Annotated in this window: 14 protein-coding genes; all 14 read right to left on the reverse strand. The window is 41.7% G+C overall.

The window, feature by feature from the left end; all coding sequences use genetic code 11:
• Positions 1-44: 44 nt before the first annotated feature.
• A complete protein-coding gene (locus M0R21_11435; protein MCK9618430.1) occupies positions 45-1,085 on the reverse strand; it encodes a uroporphyrinogen decarboxylase family protein in 1,041 nt (346 codons plus the stop codon).
• Between the two features lie 2 nt (positions 1,086-1,087).
• A complete protein-coding gene (locus tag M0R21_11440) occupies positions 1,088-2,146 on the reverse strand; it encodes an alpha-L-fucosidase (protein MCK9618431.1) in 1,059 nt (352 codons plus the stop codon).
• 104 nt (positions 2,147-2,250) lie between these two features.
• Complete coding sequence (locus M0R21_11445) at positions 2,251-3,762, reverse strand: sulfatase-like hydrolase/transferase (protein MCK9618432.1); 1,512 nt, start codon at positions 3,760-3,762, stop codon at positions 2,251-2,253.
• 2 nt (positions 3,763-3,764) lie between these two features.
• A complete protein-coding gene (locus tag M0R21_11450) occupies positions 3,765-4,880 on the reverse strand; it encodes an alpha-L-fucosidase (protein MCK9618433.1) in 1,116 nt (371 codons plus the stop codon).
• A 106-nt stretch (positions 4,881-4,986) separates the two neighbouring features.
• The gene (locus tag M0R21_11455) at positions 4,987-6,780 is read right to left on the reverse strand and encodes an arylsulfatase (protein ID MCK9618434.1); all 1,794 of its coding nucleotides are present in this window, start codon (positions 6,778-6,780) and stop codon (positions 4,987-4,989) included.
• A gap of 11 nt (positions 6,781-6,791) precedes the next feature.
• Positions 6,792-7,340: a hypothetical protein gene (locus M0R21_11460; GenBank protein ID MCK9618435.1), complete on the reverse strand. Its 549-nt coding sequence runs from the start codon at positions 7,338-7,340 to the stop codon at positions 6,792-6,794.
• A gap of 61 nt (positions 7,341-7,401) precedes the next feature.
• Positions 7,402-8,403: a uroporphyrinogen decarboxylase family protein gene (locus tag M0R21_11465; protein MCK9618436.1), complete on the reverse strand. Its 1,002-nt coding sequence runs from the start codon at positions 8,401-8,403 to the stop codon at positions 7,402-7,404.
• A 71-nt stretch (positions 8,404-8,474) separates the two neighbouring features.
• Positions 8,475-9,821, reverse strand: a complete 1,347-nt coding sequence (locus M0R21_11470; protein MCK9618437.1) for a sugar porter family MFS transporter — start codon at positions 9,819-9,821, stop codon at positions 8,475-8,477.
• A 68-nt stretch (positions 9,822-9,889) separates the two neighbouring features.
• Positions 9,890-12,178: a glycoside hydrolase family 3 C-terminal domain-containing protein gene (locus M0R21_11475; GenBank protein ID MCK9618438.1), complete on the reverse strand. Its 2,289-nt coding sequence runs from the start codon at positions 12,176-12,178 to the stop codon at positions 9,890-9,892.
• A gap of 94 nt (positions 12,179-12,272) precedes the next feature.
• Positions 12,273-13,307 (reverse strand): TIM barrel protein, encoded by a 1,035-nt coding sequence (locus M0R21_11480; GenBank protein MCK9618439.1) that lies wholly within the window; start codon positions 13,305-13,307, stop codon positions 12,273-12,275.
• 301 nt (positions 13,308-13,608) lie between these two features.
• A complete protein-coding gene (locus M0R21_11485; GenBank protein ID MCK9618440.1) occupies positions 13,609-15,081 on the reverse strand; it encodes a sulfatase in 1,473 nt (490 codons plus the stop codon).
• A complete protein-coding gene (locus M0R21_11490; protein ID MCK9618441.1) occupies positions 15,074-15,259 on the reverse strand; it encodes a hypothetical protein in 186 nt (61 codons plus the stop codon). Before M0R21_11490 ends, M0R21_11485 begins: the two co-directional genes overlap by 8 nt.
• 80 nt (positions 15,260-15,339) lie before the next feature.
• Positions 15,340-16,806: an alpha-L-fucosidase gene (locus M0R21_11495; protein ID MCK9618442.1), complete on the reverse strand. Its 1,467-nt coding sequence runs from the start codon at positions 16,804-16,806 to the stop codon at positions 15,340-15,342.
• Positions 16,807-16,916: 110 nt separating this feature from the next.
• Entirely contained in the window at positions 16,917-17,747 is an 831-nt protein-coding gene (locus M0R21_11500) for an SDR family oxidoreductase (protein ID MCK9618443.1), read from the reverse strand.

Consider the following 17,747-nt stretch of genomic DNA (forward strand, 5'->3'; position numbering starts at 1 on the left):
TCCAATAGCATGAAGACCTGTACCAAGAAGGGGGTTGGATGCTATCATTTATTTCTATTAATTGCGTTAAACATGGCTTCAATATTTTCTGGTGAGATATCCGGCAAAATGGCCTCATGACTTGGAGAAATGATTAATCCTGTCGGAAATAGTTCTTTTAATTTCATCACCTTCTTTGCAATGTCTTTTGGATTGCCATTCACCAAAAGGTTTTGGGCATCGACTCCGCCGCAAAAGGCTACTTTCCCATCAAAATGTTTTTTCAGGTTGGGTGCATCCATTTCGTTGGCAAGCGCCTGGATGGGATGGATAATATCGGCCCCCAAACCGGCCAGGTCCTGAATAATCGGAAAGATTGAACCGCACGAATGGTGCATCACGGTCAATCCATAGCATTTAGCCTGCTCAATTAGTTTTTTGGTACCAGGAAATACATATTCGCGCAAACTGTCGGGATCAACCATCAGGCACGTCTGACTTCCAAAATCATTCCCGATCAGCACCGCATCCAGCATGCCTTTAGTCGATTCGTAGAAAATTTCATTAGCCTTTAAATAGAAATCCGTAATGCGGTCAATCACCGCACGGAACATTTCAGGATTGGAGAGCATCACCATCAGCGCCTGTTCCATACCAAAAGCCGCACAGGCATCCTGAAAATGGGCGCTCCAAAGAATACCCATTTTTATCCGGTCTATAGGTGCAGCGGAAACTCTTCTTCTGGATTCTTTCCGATCAAGATACAACGCTGGATCGGGCCAGGCAAATTTTTCGACATCGGCAACATCTGTATAATCCTCAAAAAATCCCGGAGCAGTTAGTGTTCGTTCATCGGGAGTGTCCAAATGACTTACCTTGGCAAAATCGAATGCACAGGCAATGTGGTTTGACGGCGGATAGTTGTAAGGGACTTCGATGGGATATATATCATCATCAATAATATCGCGAAGCTGATCGATACTGTTTACACTAAAGTATTTCATTAACGCCGGTTCTGCAGAAGGTACTGGCAAACCCAACCAGGAAGCCGGTCGGTCAACAGGTTGATGAATGATGGTAGCAAAAAAACGTTCTTTATGGTCCATAATTAAATATTTAAAGATAGCGTGTTTAAGTTTTTTCGTAATTGCATCAGTGCATCTACATACATTTTAGGGATAACTCCGTTTTTATCTGGAGGTACATCGAGCAATAGGTTTGTCCCCCTTGACCGGCTAACAAGATACATACCCAGTAATTCTGCATCGCTGCGTGGAGTGTCGCCTTCTTTGAAGAACCACTCTTTACCGATAGGATCGCAAACCTCGCCCGGCATATAGTATTGTTTCCCCTCGATAGTTCTCAACCTGATATGTTTTGTTTGGCTATTGGGAAGGAAGCGTTCGATAGCAATCAAATCAGTTGGCCAGGCATAATTGATTTTAAACTGTGAACCATCACCAATGCCATGGTTCATCATTATCACGCTCTCAGGTTGCCAGTGTGCGATCTGGTTATAGAGCTTCTGACGATAATCACGGGGCAGGACTCCGGGAATGTCAATCCACACTTCTCCTATTTCGCCATATTGTGTTAAAAGCTCTTCTAATTGGTTCCACTGAAATTCACGATATTCTTCAGTTGTATAAGCATCTCCCCATGCAATATACGAAGGTGTTCCTGAGCCCATGATGTGGTGGTTATCCCACGAGCAATAGTAAAAACCAGGCATAATGCCATATCTGGCACATGAGTTTACAAAATCCCTCACCACATCAGTTTTATTACCACTTGTACCTACATGATAATCGGTATATTTACTTGGCCAGAGGCAATGCCCCGAAACATGCTTGGTCGTTAAAACGGCATATTTCATACCGGCATCCCGGGCTGTTCTTATCCATTGATCGGTATCCACTTTTTGCGGCGCGTAAAACGTGGAAGGTTTATCTCCTTTTGAAAGTTCCGCACCATCGAAGGTACTCATCCCAAAATGGAGGAACATTCCATATCCCATTCTTTCCCATTCCTGCAATTTTTGAAGTTTTAACCGCTGATTTCCATTTTCAGGTTCTATCAGATTATTACCAGCAGCTGGCGTCTCAAATGGCAAAAGCGTTGCTGTCCCTGCCAAAGTTGTTGTTTGGATAAAATTTCGTCTGTTCATTTTTGTAATTACTTATTTAAAAACCGTTTAAACTTAGAAACTCTGATTAGAATTATTATGAATATCCCATATTATACTAATAAGGGACACTCATTTAAAACAAATTAATGTTCAGATTTTTTAAGACTTTTTAAATCAATGCCTTTGAAATATTTCTTCAAAACATATTCCGGCTGTTGATTGTCGGGAACCTGTTTTAACTTTTTATAGTCGTATTCAAGCGGCAATATAGTTTTTGGGTTCATGGTCGCGGTATCGTTGGTTAAGGTATGCCATTCGTTCATCAGAGCCAATAATTCATCCACTTTTGACTTATATTCCGGAAGAACTGCCAGATTATCAATTTCGAGCGGATCATTCTTCAGGTTGAACAACTGTGTAAAATCCCTTTGCGGATAACGGATTAACTTCCATTCATCGATTCGAACGGCTCTTACGGTGTTCTTGTAAGCAGTATAGAGTGAACTGCGAACTTCTTTTTCTTTTCCCATGATAACGGGAACAAGATCCTTCCCGTCAATACCATTAGGTGCAGGCAAGCCGCAAATATCGGATAAGGTTGGAAAAATATCGTATAGGTAAACCAAAGCATCACGGACTTCATTTTTCGGGATTCCGGGACCACTGATAATTAATGGTACTTTCATACTGTGCTCATACAAATCCTGCTTTCCCATTAAACCATGGCTTCCAATTGCAAGGCCGTTATCGGCAGCATAAACAACAATGGTATTTTCGAATAAACCTTGCTTTTTCAGAGTTTCAATGATATCACCTATCCGGTTGTCCAAATGACTGATCAGTGCATAATAATCGGAGAGTGATTGTTGCACAATTTCAGGGGTTCGCGGCCAGGGCGCAAGCGTTTCATCTCTGATGTTTAAATCATCGAATTCGAAGGGATGGAGCGCTTTAAAATTTCCAGGCAGCGGAATTGAACCATCTGGGTACATTCCGATGTAATCTTTGCGTGGTGAACGTGGGTCATGGGGAGCAGTAAAGGCAACATAACAGAAGAAGGGGTTCTTACGTTCACCTTTGGCATAATTATCCAGATAACTGATAGCTGCATCGGCAAACAAATCGGTCGAAAATCCTTTTTTTACCGGCTCACTTAGTTTTCGGTCAGGCCCCATATTTCGACATGGAACCTGATAATGATCGGCCATGCCACCTATAAAAACATTTTCACCTTTCTGAAAAGAAGCCTCAAAAGTTTTTACGGTATTGTGCCATTTTCCTGTCCCGAAGGTTTCGTAACCATTTTCCGCAAAATGCATCGGCATCGTATGAATCCCATCGAGATGATCATACACGTGAAAGAGGCTTTTCCCACTCATCAGCATGGCCCGGCTGGGAGCACAAATGGCCCCATGATGACCGCCCATGACATAATTACTGGTGAACCTGACACCATTTTCTGCCAACTTATCGATATTTGGTGTACGGATATACGTGTTCCCTGCACATCTCATGGCATCAGCCCGCTGGTCGTCGGCAAATAGAAACAATATATTGGGCTTTTTCTTTTCTTCTGTCGAAACTTTACCTGTGTTGCAACTTGTGAATGTTCCGAATAACATAAGTGCAGACAATGGGAATAATGTATTTCCCATAATTAATTCTTTTTAAGATTTGATAATGTTTCAATATCTTCCGGATGGACAGACCCATCAGGCAAAGGACCAATATTAAGCAGAAGATTGTAATGGTTTGACTGGGCTTCATCCAACAGTTTTCTGACGTCTTCAACTTTCAGGTGATGCCCATCAATAGCTTTGTTGTAACCCCAGGTTGAGCCCCCATCAATGCCAGGTAAATGTGGTTGCATGGTATTGCAAACTTCCTTGGGTTTGTCTTTATTTAGTTCGTAAGCTTTTCTGGCAATAGGATATTGTTCACCAACTTTAGCATTTCCTCCTCGTTCCGGGGCCATAAAATCCTCATCGCCATTGGCTCCCTGTTTAAATGAAATCAGGGCATGGGGCGATAATTTACGGATTAATGCATAAGTTTCTTTTATTGGAAAAACATCCGGGTTTGCATAAAAGCCCATAATCGGATCAAACCAGATCCCTGCCACGGTTGGGTATTGGGTGAGCAATTCCTTAAGCTGTGCCTGGACATAATCAACATACCTGCGAAAATCTTCAGGCTTTTTGTACTTGTATTCTGCTGGCTCCTCTTTGTAGGCCGGGCGTGCATTGTTCCACCCTGCTTCCCTTGAATAAAAATAAGGATGATGCCAATCAGCAGCATAAGAATAATACAAAAATAAACCCAATCCCTCTTTCTCACAGGCTTTGGCCATCTCTCCAATCAAATCGCGCCTGGCAGGAGAATTGACGCTGTTATAATCAGTTTCTTTCGTTTTAAACAGGCAAAACCCTTCGTGGTGTTTGGCCGTGATGGTAATGTATTTCATCCCTGCTTTTTTCGCCAACTGCACAATGAACTCTGCATCAAAACCGGAGGCAGTAAATTGGCCTTTTAGTTTGGCATATTCATTCAAAGGAATGGTGTCCATCAGCTGCACCCATTCTCCCTTGCCCAACTGGCTATAAAGCCCGTAGTGAATAAACATCCCGAATTGGGCTTCTTTGAACCATTTCATGTTGGCTTCGCGGGGATTTTTTTTGTACTCTTCCCTATAGTCTTTTAAATAGGCCGGGACCTGACAAATAGCAGAAACATTCACCACCAATAGTACAATAATCAATAAATACTTTAACATGATAAATCCTCCATTATTTTAAATTTGACTTAGAACTTATATTTTAATCGGAAAAATCATTGAAAAATATTTTACTTCTTCTGATGTAAAAGCATCAAAAGCATACTTACATCCCTAAATAACTAACATAAACATAATAAGAGTCCCGCTCAACATTTTCTGCATCTGTAAAACGGCATTTCAATTCGTAGGTTCCTTTTTTTAGCTCAATGTTAAACCTTGAATAAACATCTGAATCATTTACTTTTTTATGAAATTCCTGTTCTCCGATTTTAACACTAGCTTCAATTATATTCAATGCCTTTCCTTCAGGATATGGTTTATCGCCAGGAACTGAATTTCCAGCCGGGGCCCGATCTCTTAGTTTTAAACCAGCCTCTGCCGGCCAGCGGCGAAGATCAAATTGATATCTGCCGTCCTTTACCACTTCAACGACCCAATGCCCGTTGGCACCTTCCCCCAGCCGAACCATCTGCTGTGACCATGCAGGATAGCCTTTCACAACATGACAATCGTGGGTAGACAACGTAACTTCCGTAGCTTTTTCAGAACCTAAATAGATCGCGTTGACCTTATTTTCATTTATACTAATCTTATTCCACCACACTTCATAAGCTGCGTTAAGTTTTGCAACGACTTCAGGATAATTCGCTGACACATCATTGAATTCTCCCGGATCATTCTGTATATCATACAAGCGACCATTGAGAAGCCTCCATTGGTCTGTCATTATACAATAATCTTTATACTTTTTTAGGTATTCTTCCCGCTGGGTGTCTGTGAAAAGAATTCTGGATGGCCAGGCGGCTTTTGGATGAAAAAGTAAAGGAACCAGGCTGTTCCCATCAAATTCGACCCCATCAGGAACTTTGATATGACACAGATCAAGAAGAGTTGGCATAAAATCTATAAACGAAGTAAGTTTATCTATATCTCTTCCTCCTGTCAATCGACCATTTTCCCAATAAATAAAAAACGGAACCCGGTGGCCCCCTTCGAAGGCTGAGCCCTTTGCCCCGCTCATCCCTGCATTATAACCCCGGATTACCCGCTCATTTTTATCCACGTTAATCCCGGATGCCGTTCCATTATCAGTCATAAAAACAAGAATAGTATTCTTTGCAAGACCTTCTTTTTCCAGAAATTCCCGAAGCTTTTCTATATTTTCATCGATGTTGACTATCATTCCGTAAAAGACAGGACTAGGAATTGAACCATTTTCCAAATACGGCTTATAATACTTTTCTGCGACACGGTATGGACCATGTGGGGCATTGGTTGGCAGGTAACAGAAAAAAGGCTGATTTTTGTTCTTTTTAATGAATTTTAAGGCTTCGGAGAACCAAACATCAGTACAGTAACCGCTAAACTTTTCGGGTTTCCCATTGTGAAAGTAAGTATCATCGAAATAATCGTTGTTCCAATAGTCGGGAGCCTGACCAACCCCGCCACCCTTCAGAACCAGCGATTCGTCAAACCCGCGATCTTGAGTGCGATACGGATAATTATCTCCCAGGTGCCATTTTCCAAATATACCCGTGGTATACCCTCCCTCTTTAAATACCTGTGCAATTGTTGTCTGGTTCGCATTCAGAATCTCCCGTCCGTTGATGGTATGCCATACTCCAACTTTGTTGCAATAATTACCGGTCATTAATCCGGACCGGCTTGGAGCGCAGGTTGTCCCGACATGGAAATTGGTAAATCGGACACTTTGTGAATACAGCCTATCCATATTGGGGGTTTTGATCCATGGGTTGCCATGGCATCCCATGTCTCCGTACCCTTGATCATCGGTTAGGATAAAAATTACGTTGGGTTTATGCTCCACAACTTGCGCCTGAGTGGCAATTGTAAATAACACCAACGGGATGGATGAAAAAGTCTTTAATGTCATCATAAATAATTTAATTAATATTGATTTCCAGGGTGGTTTCGGCAATGTTGTTCCATCCGTTTGGCCGCCTCTTCCGAAATCTCCATCCAAATACCTCTTACCCCTAATGTCTTACACATATTAAAGGAATAATCAATTTCTTCGTCTGACCAGTTTTTGTCACCTAATATCAACATATCGATTTTTACTCCTTTGTCATTGAACATCTTACGGATCTCTTTGAATTTAGCCATAGAAATGGTGGTACGCCACTTACGGATAACCTGTGGATCATTTCCCTGGGGAATACTTCCATACTGTTCCTCCGGACCTCCCATTAACTCTACTGAACTTAAGCCTGACTGGGTCACATATTTCAGAATAGCGGTGATTGTTTGATCCGGCATACTACGATAACTATAGGTGATTACTCCAATCTGAACACCTCTGAATCTGGATTCCTTTTTGCCGGAAGCTGTTGCGGGGGATTGAATAGATAAAGCGGCAAAAATAAGAATTGCCAATACCTTAGTAATTGAAAGGCAAAAACTGGCTTGTATTATTTTCTTTATTTGTCCTTTCATTATACTGATTAAAATAAGATTGCTTGATTTGTTCTAAAATTCAATAAATCATTGGATACCCCTATGATTTATATCTAATTGGTTCACATAAAGCTTTAAGATTCTCATTAGGCGTTCCTGATGGAATTTCACATCCCGCATTGACCATATAAGGATTCCCAACCAATTGATAGTCATCAATAATTTTTCCTCTTATGGATTCAGGTGTTCCGAAAAAAACTCCTTTTACCGGGTCAATATTTCCGGCAATTGTTACTCTTTTGGGGAGCATTATTCGAACCACAGCAAGGTTTACCATATGGTCAACATCAATGATATCAATGTCCAGATTGGAAATACCTGGAAGAAGATGTGTAATATTTCCACCGATATGAAGTTTCACATAAACTCCCATATCCTTTATGGCCTGGATCAATTTCTTCTCACGGGGCAATATCAGGTTCTCATAGACATCAGGTGGAACCTGGCTTGCTATAGCATCGCCAATACCGATTGTATCAGCTCCCGCATCTACCTGCGCTTTAGCAAACGCGATACCAACTTCAAGGCATTTATCCATGATTTTGCATGCAAAAGGTTCGTCGATAACTAAATCCACGAGAAAATTGCTCACGTCGCGAAGTGTTGCAGCACCTGCTGCTGGTCCTTCAATCCATCCAATTACAGAATATTCATCTCCAAATTTCTCTTTATACAGCTTTATCGCATTTACTCTGTCGAGCATCCGTTCGGATTTTAAAGGATCTGGCTCCAGGAGTAGGCTCATATCATTGTTATCAATTAGCGGATGAGTACTACGAGGCGGGCCATCATTTACATATTTTACTTCGGAACCAAATCCATGTGTTTCACGGTACGGATCTGATATACAGCTTAACTGATCAATCCCAAAATATTTTGCACACACTTCATTCGATTTAACCAGGGTGTTAAAGTCGGATGCAAAACAGGCGTAGTCTGATCCTACAAATTCTGCTGCAAACTGCATTAAAATAGGGATATGGGGAACAAAATCAACAGGTTTGCCTTCCAACATTCTTATATATCTTTCAAATGGTGTCATTAGTTTTTTTATAATAAGTTGTTTCCAAATTTTCGAGCAGTTTCAAACTTAAGGTTATCAAGTAACGAATTTTAATGCCCTGCATTTTTATATTGCCAAATCTGTTCAATTTCCTCCAGCGACTTTCCTTTCGTTTCCGGCACATATAAATAGGCGAACAACCATTGCAAAAGCGACATGGCAGCAAGGAACAGAAAGGTTGTTGCACCGCCAACCGACTCTAAAAAATATGGAAATAGAAGCACTACAAGGAAGTTAAATACCCATTGGGTAAAAGAGGCAAAGGCAACGGCAGAACCGCGTATTTTATTAGGAAATATCTCCGATACAAGGGTCCAGAAAACAGGCCCGATACAGGATGAGAAAAATGCGCAAAACAACATGATACAAATCAAAGTAAACAAAGCACCCAGGTTAAAATAAAAGGATAATGCCAACATTACCAATGTTACGGCCATGCCCATGGAACCCATCAAATAAAGCCTGCGGCGTCCTACTTTATCGATCAGCGCTATGGCAACAAAAGTAAACAGGCCGTTGACAAGACCTATAAGTGAGGTTTGAAGCAGGGCATTCTTAATCTCTATCCCGGCTGCTATCAATATTTTAGGGGCATAATCAATCACCGTATTAATACCACTTACCTGTACAAGCACAGACAAAAAGAACCCAACCAATAATACCTTACGGAATGATGGTTTGAACAGCTCCCCGAAGGCAACCTTTGCCGGATTATCTTTTAACGATTCGGATATTTCCCTGATCTCGACCTGGGCCAAAGCTGTGCCACCGATCCGGGTAAGCACTTCCATCGATTTCTCCTGGAATCCTGCTTTGTACAACCACCGCGGGCTTTCAGGGATAAAAAACAATCCGGTAAAAAACAACACCGAGGGAATAATGCCTGTGGCAAACATCCAACGCCAGTTGTTGTCCACATCATGCAACCAAAAATTAATTGTATAGGAGATAATAATGCCAATGACAATAGTAAGCTGATAAATTGCCACAAGCATTCCCCTTTTGTTGGGAGGGGATACCTCGGCCACATACATGGGTGAAAGGACGGATGCAGCGCCAACGGCCAGACCTCCGAACAAACGGGCCAAAATAAAAGTAAATGAACTTGAGGCCAGGGCTGTTGCGGCGCACGAAAGGGCGAAAAACAATGCAACAACAATAAGAATTTTTTTGCGTCCGCATCTGTCTGTTAAAATTCCGGAACTAAAAGCCCCGATGATTGCGCCTACCAACAATGAACTGACGCCCCAGCCCAACTGAAGTTCATTCCATCCAAAATAGGACTGTATGAAAGGCACTGCCCCTGAAATGATTGCAATATCGAAACCAAACATTAAACCGCCCAGGGTCGCGATAAAACTTATAAAATAGAGATAATTATTAGATTTTATTTTCATTTCCGATTCATCTTATTTTGATAATAGATCAGCAATATCTACTCAATCCAGATAAAAAATCTGGAACATTACTTAACTTCCATTTGCAGGGTATCCAAATTCTCAGAACTGCGTCCAACCATAACATTGAACATTCCGGGTTCGATAACCTTTTTCATATCTTCATTGTAAAATTCAAGCTTATCGGGGGTAATGATAAAACTCACTTTTTTTGTTTCCCCGAGGGAAAGGCTAATCCGTTCAAAACCCTTCAGCTCCTTTACAGGCCGTGTTACCGAACTTACCAGGTCACGGATATAGAGCTGTACGATTTCATCGCCCGCCATTTTCCCCGTGTTCTTAACATCTACTGAAACAGTAGCATTTTCCCCAAGACTTACAGATGGTTTGTCAATTCTAAAATTGGAGTATTCAAACGTGGTGTAACTCAAACCATACCCAAAAGGGTAAATAAATTTTTTATTGTTGATAACATATGAACCTTGTGATGAAGGTTTCCGGTTATAGTAGCAAGGGATATGCCCAACTGAAATAGGGAAAGTAATGGTTAACTTACCACTGGGGTTTGCTTTCCCAAACAGCAAATCGGACATCGCGGTACCAGTGGCCTCGCCCGGGTGCCAGCATTCAAGTATTGCGGGAATATTTTTTTCTATATAATTTATCGATAACGGCCGGCCATTAAACAGCAACACAACTAAAGGCACACCCGTCGCTTCCAACGCCTTTACCAGATCGTTTTGTTCTCCCACTAAGTCCAGGGTAGGCAGGTCACCGAATTCATGGCACAAATCGGTATTGTCACCTATTGCCAGGATAATCACATCGCATGATTTGGCAATGGCCACTGCCTCCCTGATAAGTTTCAAGTTCTTTTCGCGGTCATATAACTCTATTATACGGCCTTTGCCCCTTTGGGTCAAAAAGCAACCCTGGGCAAATTTTACACTGCCAGCGCCAAGTTCATTTTTAATCCCGTCGAGAAGGGTGGTTGCCTTTTCATTGGTACCGGAATAGTTTCCGAAATGTGTGATGTTTGCATTTGGCCCGATAACGGCAACTGTTTTCAGTTTGTCCTTGTTTAACGGAAGTAGGTTTTTATCGTTTTTCAGTAATACGACGGACTTGTGCGCGGCTTCCAGTGCAAGGGCGCGGTGTGCTTCGCAGTTGATGATATCTTTTGCTTTGCTGGGATCGACATAAGGGTTGTCAAACAAACCGAGTTCAAATTTCAATGTTAATATTCTCTGGACACTTTCATCAAGCAGAGCTTCGGAAACTTTCTTCTCTTTTATCTGCTGTACTAAAGTCGGATAGCTATAAAATGGAGGCTCTGACAAATCAAAATCAACGCCGACCCCCAAAGCAAGCCTCGCAGCATCATCCCTGTCTTTGGCCACAAAATGTGCCCGTCCCCAGGTGTTTCTGTAAAGTTGCTCTACGGCACAGTAATCAGATATAACGACACCATTAAATCCGAATTTTTCGCGTAACACCTCCCGTAGCAACCATCTATTTTTGTGCGAAGGGATACCGTCAATTTCGTTATAGGACGGCATAACCTGCCTCACCTTTGCTTCTTTGACAGCGGCTTCGAAAGAGGGCAGGAATGCCGAAAGGATTTCCCGCTCTGAAATATTGCCTGGGGCCTGGTTGATTCCTCCCTCCGGTTGGCCATGCACGGCAAAATGTTTTGCAGTTGCTGCCACATGATAACGGTCAATCGTAGTTTCATTACCTTGCAGGGCTTTTATGAATGCCACGCCAAGCCGGGATGTCAGATACGGGTCTTCGCCAAAATTCTCATCGGTACGTCCCCACCGCGGGTCGCGGACAATATCCAGGTTTGGGGAAAATAACTGCTGTATTCCCAAGGCTCTCGTCTCTAAAGCAACGTCTGTGTAAACCCGATGAAACAGTTCGGTGTCCCAGCTACTGGCCAATCCCATAGCCATTGGGAAAACGGTAGCATTCTTTGCCATCAGTCCATGTAGGCCTTCTGTACTAATCAATACCGGAATCCCCAGGCGGGTATTTTCAATAAAATATTTCTGTATTGCGTTCGACTCTTCCGCTGCCTCTTCATACGTTTGCCCTAAATACGTCCGGTACAATGACCCCAGGCCATGTAAAGCATATTTCTTCGCACTGTCTGGCGAGAATTTGCCATCATATCCCACCATCCTCCATACTGCCAGTGTCTGGGCCACTTTTTCTTCAACGGTCATCCGGCAGATAAGGTCTTCAACCCGCGCTTCAATCTTGGCGTTCTTGTCTTTGTAAACCAGTTTATCTCGATTTGAACACGAAAAAGGAAATAAGACAAAAAGCAAAAGATAAATTAATAATTTTTTCATTTGATTAATTAGTAATTAAATCACTTTATTTTTTTTTAAGTACATGATATTGACTAAATAAAAGTGGAATAAAAAATTTAAACAATTTTTATTCTTATCCTCGCAATAATGATTTGAGAATATAAAGGTCTAATTCCTCATAGTCTCGTTCTTGAGTGCAATTCTCAATATATTCATCATTAAGACTTCTGGATATTTCAAGGAGTTTAAAGAATATCTCTCTGCTGTTGCTTAAATGCTTTGTTGCAACATCGTCCTTTTGAGTTCTCATTGCTTTAACGTCGAGGCCTACCCATTCACCATTTTTTCCATAATCGTGTTTGTCGAGAATACGAACCTGGTTGAATGCCCTGCGTAAATCAACGGATCCGAATGTTTTATCCTGATCATATTTCAATCCGTTTTGATCATTAAGATGAACTGTCCATAATTTATTAAAGGATAACGCAAATCCCATTTCATCAGAGGGATCCAATCCTGCAAGAATGGCATGTGCACTTTCAATATTTACACCAATCCGTTTTGGATCAATACACAACAGCGATAGTGCTATCGCATGCCCCGTGGTTGGAATATAAGTATGATCCATCGGTTCGTTAGGCTTTGGCTCGATACAAACCCTGATTCCAGGGTCATATTCAAGCATCTGATTAATCGCATAAACAATTCTTTCAGTAGCTACCTTGCTGTCTTTCGCTTCCCGGATATAGGTTCCTTCGCGTGCAAGCCACAAAACCACCAAATCGGTTCCAAGTGCATTGGCAATATCAATAGTACGTTTGCTGCGCTCAACTGCATACTTTCTGCATTCGGGATCGTTTGAAGTATATCCACCATCAATAGTACGTGCATCTTCCCACATTCTGGGAGCTACGAACTCTGCTGATAATCCATGATCGTCCAATACTTTTCTAAGATCCGTAGCTTTTTTAATGATTTGTTGAGGTGTAAGATCATTCAAATCAGGAACGGCATCATCGTCATGAAACTGAACTCCATCAAAACCCATTTTCTTGTAAAGGGTCAATTTTTTACCAAATTCAATTGGTTTGCGAACTACAGGCCCAAAAGGATCAGATCCTTCATGAATGTTCCAGGGGCCAAATGTAAATTTAAATGTTCCAGCCATAATTTTAATTTTAAAGTAATACTTCAATATCTAATTTGATTTTTTTGAACCGGAAATAATCCGGTATATGAGCAAAAGCTATTCAATTGCGGCCAAATTAGTTTAACTCCGCGTTCGAATCTTCTGTTTGCCATTGCTCTTGTGGGTATTTGCCCCTCTACTGGCTGATTTTTAAGCTATGGGGGCAATTTCTCATCTACACATTGGTGTTGGTTCTCATGTTTTCCTCCTTTCTTTGTTTTTACGCCGCTTCGATGAGCTTGTCAAGCTCTTTGAACTGATACCATTCAGCTTATTTGGATTAGTTGGATTTATTTTCTGAAATACGGCCAGGTTCTCTTTGATTCTTACCTTTTACATTCTGAATATCATCACCCAGATCGATACGCGCTTCATCAGCAAGTTTCTTTAGTTCGGTAACCACTTCCGGATAATATTTCTTTATATCATACCTCTCGCCTGGATCGCGACGGAGATCGTACAAACCTTCTTCGAAGTTAAAATTCCAATTGGTGTCTCCAGGGAATCCGTCTGCTCCGGGTTTGAATCCAATGTAAGTATGACCCGGGTGGGCAAACACCAGTTTCCAGTTGCCTTTCCGAACAGCTTCCAGACTGTTCTTCCGGTAATAATACAGGAAAGTTTCACGGGGATTGGCATTATCATCTCCCAGCAAAAGCGACAGAATATTAACACCGTCAATCTTTTTCTCCGGAAGTGTGGCAGTTGTAATTGCTGCAAGTGTGGGTAGAATATCAATGGTTGAAGCCAGTTTGTTGCAGATTGTTCCTGCTGCAATATGTCCCGGCCATTTCATCAGACAAGGTTCCCGCTGACCGCCTTCAAAGCTGCTTCCCTTGCCTTCGCGAAGTCCTCCAGTAGAACCCGCATGATTGCCAAAATTCAGCCACGGGCCGTTGTCGGAAGTAAAAATGACCAGTGTATTCTTATCGAGACCGTTCTTCTCAAGCGCTTTCATGATTTCGCCTACTGACCAGTCGATTTCCATCATCACATCACCAAACATTCCCTGTTCGCTTTTCCCCTTAAACTTGTACGAAACAGCAAGCGGAACATGAGTCATCGAATGCGCCAGGTAAAGAAAAAACGGATTGTTCTTATTTTCTGTTATAAACCGGACAGCTCTTTCCGTATAAATAGTTGTCAGTTGTGATTGGTCGCCCAGCGTTTTTATTTCCCGTACCTTTTCATTGCCTTCCATCAAAAACAAGGGAGGGCAATTAAACTGAAAGGTATTGGGCTGAGGGGCATTGCCTATATAGTCGAATGGCCACATATCGTTGGAGTAAGGGAGTCCAAAAAATTCATCGAATCCTTGCTGCAAGGGCAGAAATTCGCGGTGATCGCCCAGATGCCATTTCCCGATAGCAGCGGTTTTGTAATTTCTTTTTTTCAATATTTCAGGAATAATTTCTTCGGAAGGATTTAATCCAATCTTTGAATCAGGGAAAAGAGCCCCTGAAATACCGACCCGATTCGGATAACATCCGGTTAAAATTCCTGCACGCGAAGCACTGCACACAGCCTGCGCCGAAACGAAGTTTGTAAAACGAATGCCCTGGGCTGCCATCCGATCAAGATTGGGCGTTTTGTACTGAGTTGCTCCATAACAACTCAAATCGCCATATCCCATGTCATCCATAAAAATCAGGACAATGTTTGGATTTTGCGGTTTATTGGCCGGAGCACTTAATACAGGGAGCTGCGTTGCAGCAAGCCCGACAAAAAGCGAATGTTTTAAAAGTTTATTCATGGTAATATATATTTGACTGATATTCGATTTTGCTGCCTCTTTCTGCATTTAAACCCTTCAGTTGCAGTTCCTGTCCAGGCCACTCTTTCATTATGACGTAAACGTATTGATTGTCTTTGCTGCCGGTATAAGCAACGTTGGTATTTGTTGAGATGCAAACAGCGATTATGGTTACCATACAGGTAGCAAATATTTTTTTTGTGTACACAGTGTCACTAAGATTTGCTTTTTGTTTTGACTAGGTAATTTAAAATCCTTTTATAATTCAGCTTTTACAACAAACCCGTTGGCAGGCATAAACCCTTTTGGAATAGTGACAATTAATGATTCAGATGTCTGCAAAAATTTCACCTTGCCCTTTCCCAATATTTCAACTGATTTGATTTTACCGATACTGCTGTTGAATGACTTGATGACTTCTTTATCGGCAGGTTTCACGATGGAAATGGCATATAGGACATTTCCTTTTTTGGTAAACCAGAAATCCTCTTTGGTGAAATTTCCCTGAAATCCTTTTTTGGCGCGGTCTTCCGTACTTTTCATGTTAATCCGGGTAGGCCCTTCGCGGTTAACCCTCCATTTTTGGGTGCCATAGATGGCTTCACCATTCATTTTTAACCATTTCCCAACTTCTTTCAGATTATAGACACTCTGGGACGGAACCACTCCTTCGCCTGTCGGGCCGACGTTCAACATATAATTTCCCCCTTTCGATACAATTTCGATTAGCCAGTAAAGCACTTCCTTCGGTGTTTTCCAGTCGTTGTCGTAGGATTTATAACCCCATGAGTTGTTTGTCGTACCAACGGTTTCCCATGGTTTGGTGATGTGGTCAGGATCTTCGGGGATTGTATTGTCGCCCGGGATGAAATAATCGCCAAAGCCATTCCCGATCCGCTCGGTAATGATCACCTGTGGCTGAATGTCATATACAATTTTATAGAAATTAAAGCTTTGGTCGGGCTTCATCCTCCATGGCATATCAAACCACAACAGTTTCATATCCGGATAGTTTCTCATCAGCTCCTTTACCTGCGGATAGGCCTTGTTCTGCAAATATTCTTCAAAAGTATTCGGGCTGGGATCCCAGGTGTTGGCTCCAAAAGTTTTCTCAAACTCACTCATCCTGGAATTTTGTTTAAACGACTCTGCTGATTGTGCATCGGAGCCATCCATCCAGTCGATATTGTGCGAATAATAGACCCCAAATTCAAGTCCCTGCTTTTTACAGGCATCATGCAACTCCCTAATAATATCCCGTTTGAAAGTGGTGGCATCCATTACGTTAAACCAGCTTACTTTGGAATCGAAAAGAGCAAAACCATCATGGTGTTTTGAAGTAATGACGATGTACTTCATACCAGCATCTTTTGCCAGTCTGGCAATCGAATCGGCATTGAATTTAACGGGATTGAATTGTCGGGCCAACTCGGCATATTCGGCCCTGGGAATTTTAGCTGCAAGCATGATCCATTCAGCAACTTTAGGCCCATTTTTCATTTCATCTATCGTTTTACCTTTCCATACGCCACCTGGGATTGAATAAAGCCCCCAATGGATAAACATGCCATACTTGGCATCTTTAAACCAATCAAAAGAAGCTTTTTTCGAAGAGTTCATTTGCCGCCACTCATTAACATGGGTGGTCGGATATTGCTCCTTGCTTTGGGCAGAAGAGATTTGCATTACTAATAAAGTCAGTAACAAACTAAATATTATCTTCAATATTTTGTTTTTCAGTTTTTGTATTTTCTTTCAGTTAATCACGTATACCCGAAGGCACAGTATTTATGCGCTATTTTCAACTCTTATTTCTCACCTTTACGGATGTTAAACTAAACACCTGCAAATACATCAAAACCTGCATCAACATTTATAACAGTTCCGGTACAAAAAGATGAAGCATCACTCAGAAGCCAAATCAAAGCACCAGCTAGTTCTGTTGGTTTACCAAAACGATTTTGTGGAACCTGGTTAAGAATAGCATGTCCTCTCCCAGTCAATTCACCGTTTTCGTCAAACAGGAGATACTTATTTTGTTGCGTTGCAAAAAAACCTGGAGCAATGGCATTCACTCTTATACCAGGAGAATAATGTTGACAAATATGAACAGCAAGCCATTTCGTAAAATTAATTACTGCGGCTTTTCCTGCTGCATAAGTTGCGGCACGCGTAAGCGGTCTAAAACCGGCAATTGAGGCGATATTGACAATGGATCCTTGTTCCAGTTTCACAATTTCTTTCCCAAAAACCTTGCATGGAAGCATCGTCCCAATGAAATTAAGATCCATTACCTGTTTTTCTATTTCAATTGGGATATCGAAAAATGAAAGAGTGTCAGAAGTAGTTGCATCCGATATGTTCCCACCGGCGCCATTCACTAAACAATCAATTTTCCCATATTTATCAATAATCTGGTTACAAGCGCTCTGAAGGCTATCTTTGTCCAATACGTTGGCTTGAAGAGAAAGTACTTCGCCGTTTTTATCCTTAATTTCTTTAGCGACTCTATCAGCTGATTCTTTTGAAATATCGAGTAATGCGACATTTGCGCCACATTGAGCGAGAACGAGCGCCATTTCACCCACTAAGATCCCGCCGGCGCCTGTGAGAACAACAGTTTTGTTCTGCAGGGAAAACATCTTCTCCAATATTTTATTTTCCAT

Source organism: Lentimicrobiaceae bacterium, assembly GCA_023227965.1.
Classification (GTDB): Bacteria; Bacteroidota; Bacteroidia; order Bacteroidales; family JALOCA01; genus JALOCA01.

Coding starts and splice junctions, on each gene's coding strand:
- M0R21_11435 (MCK9618430.1), bottom strand. CDS start 1,085: ATGGACCATAAAGAACGTTTTTTTGCTACCATCATTCATCAACCTGTT.
- M0R21_11440 (MCK9618431.1), bottom strand. CDS start 2,146: ATGAACAGACGAAATTTTATCCAAACAACAACTTTGGCAGGGACAGCA.
- M0R21_11445 (MCK9618432.1), bottom strand. CDS start 3,762: ATGGGAAATACATTATTCCCATTGTCTGCACTTATGTTATTCGGAACA.
- M0R21_11450 (MCK9618433.1), bottom strand. CDS start 4,880: ATGTTAAAGTATTTATTGATTATTGTACTATTGGTGGTGAATGTTTCT.
- M0R21_11455 (MCK9618434.1), bottom strand. CDS start 6,780: ATGATGACATTAAAGACTTTTTCATCCATCCCGTTGGTGTTATTTACA.
- M0R21_11460 (MCK9618435.1), bottom strand. CDS start 7,340: ATGAAAGGACAAATAAAGAAAATAATACAAGCCAGTTTTTGCCTTTCA.
- M0R21_11465 (MCK9618436.1), bottom strand. CDS start 8,403: ATGACACCATTTGAAAGATATATAAGAATGTTGGAAGGCAAACCTGTT.
- M0R21_11470 (MCK9618437.1), bottom strand. CDS start 9,821: ATGAAAATAAAATCTAATAATTATCTCTATTTTATAAGTTTTATCGCG.
- M0R21_11475 (MCK9618438.1), bottom strand. CDS start 12,178: ATGAAAAAATTATTAATTTATCTTTTGCTTTTTGTCTTATTTCCTTTT.
- M0R21_11480 (MCK9618439.1), bottom strand. CDS start 13,307: ATGGCTGGAACATTTAAATTTACATTTGGCCCCTGGAACATTCATGAA.
- M0R21_11485 (MCK9618440.1), bottom strand. CDS start 15,081: ATGAATAAACTTTTAAAACATTCGCTTTTTGTCGGGCTTGCTGCAACG.
- M0R21_11490 (MCK9618441.1), bottom strand. CDS start 15,259: ATGGTAACCATAATCGCTGTTTGCATCTCAACAAATACCAACGTTGCT.
- M0R21_11500 (MCK9618443.1), bottom strand. CDS start 17,747: ATGGAAAATAAAATATTGGAGAAGATGTTTTCCCTGCAGAACAAAACT.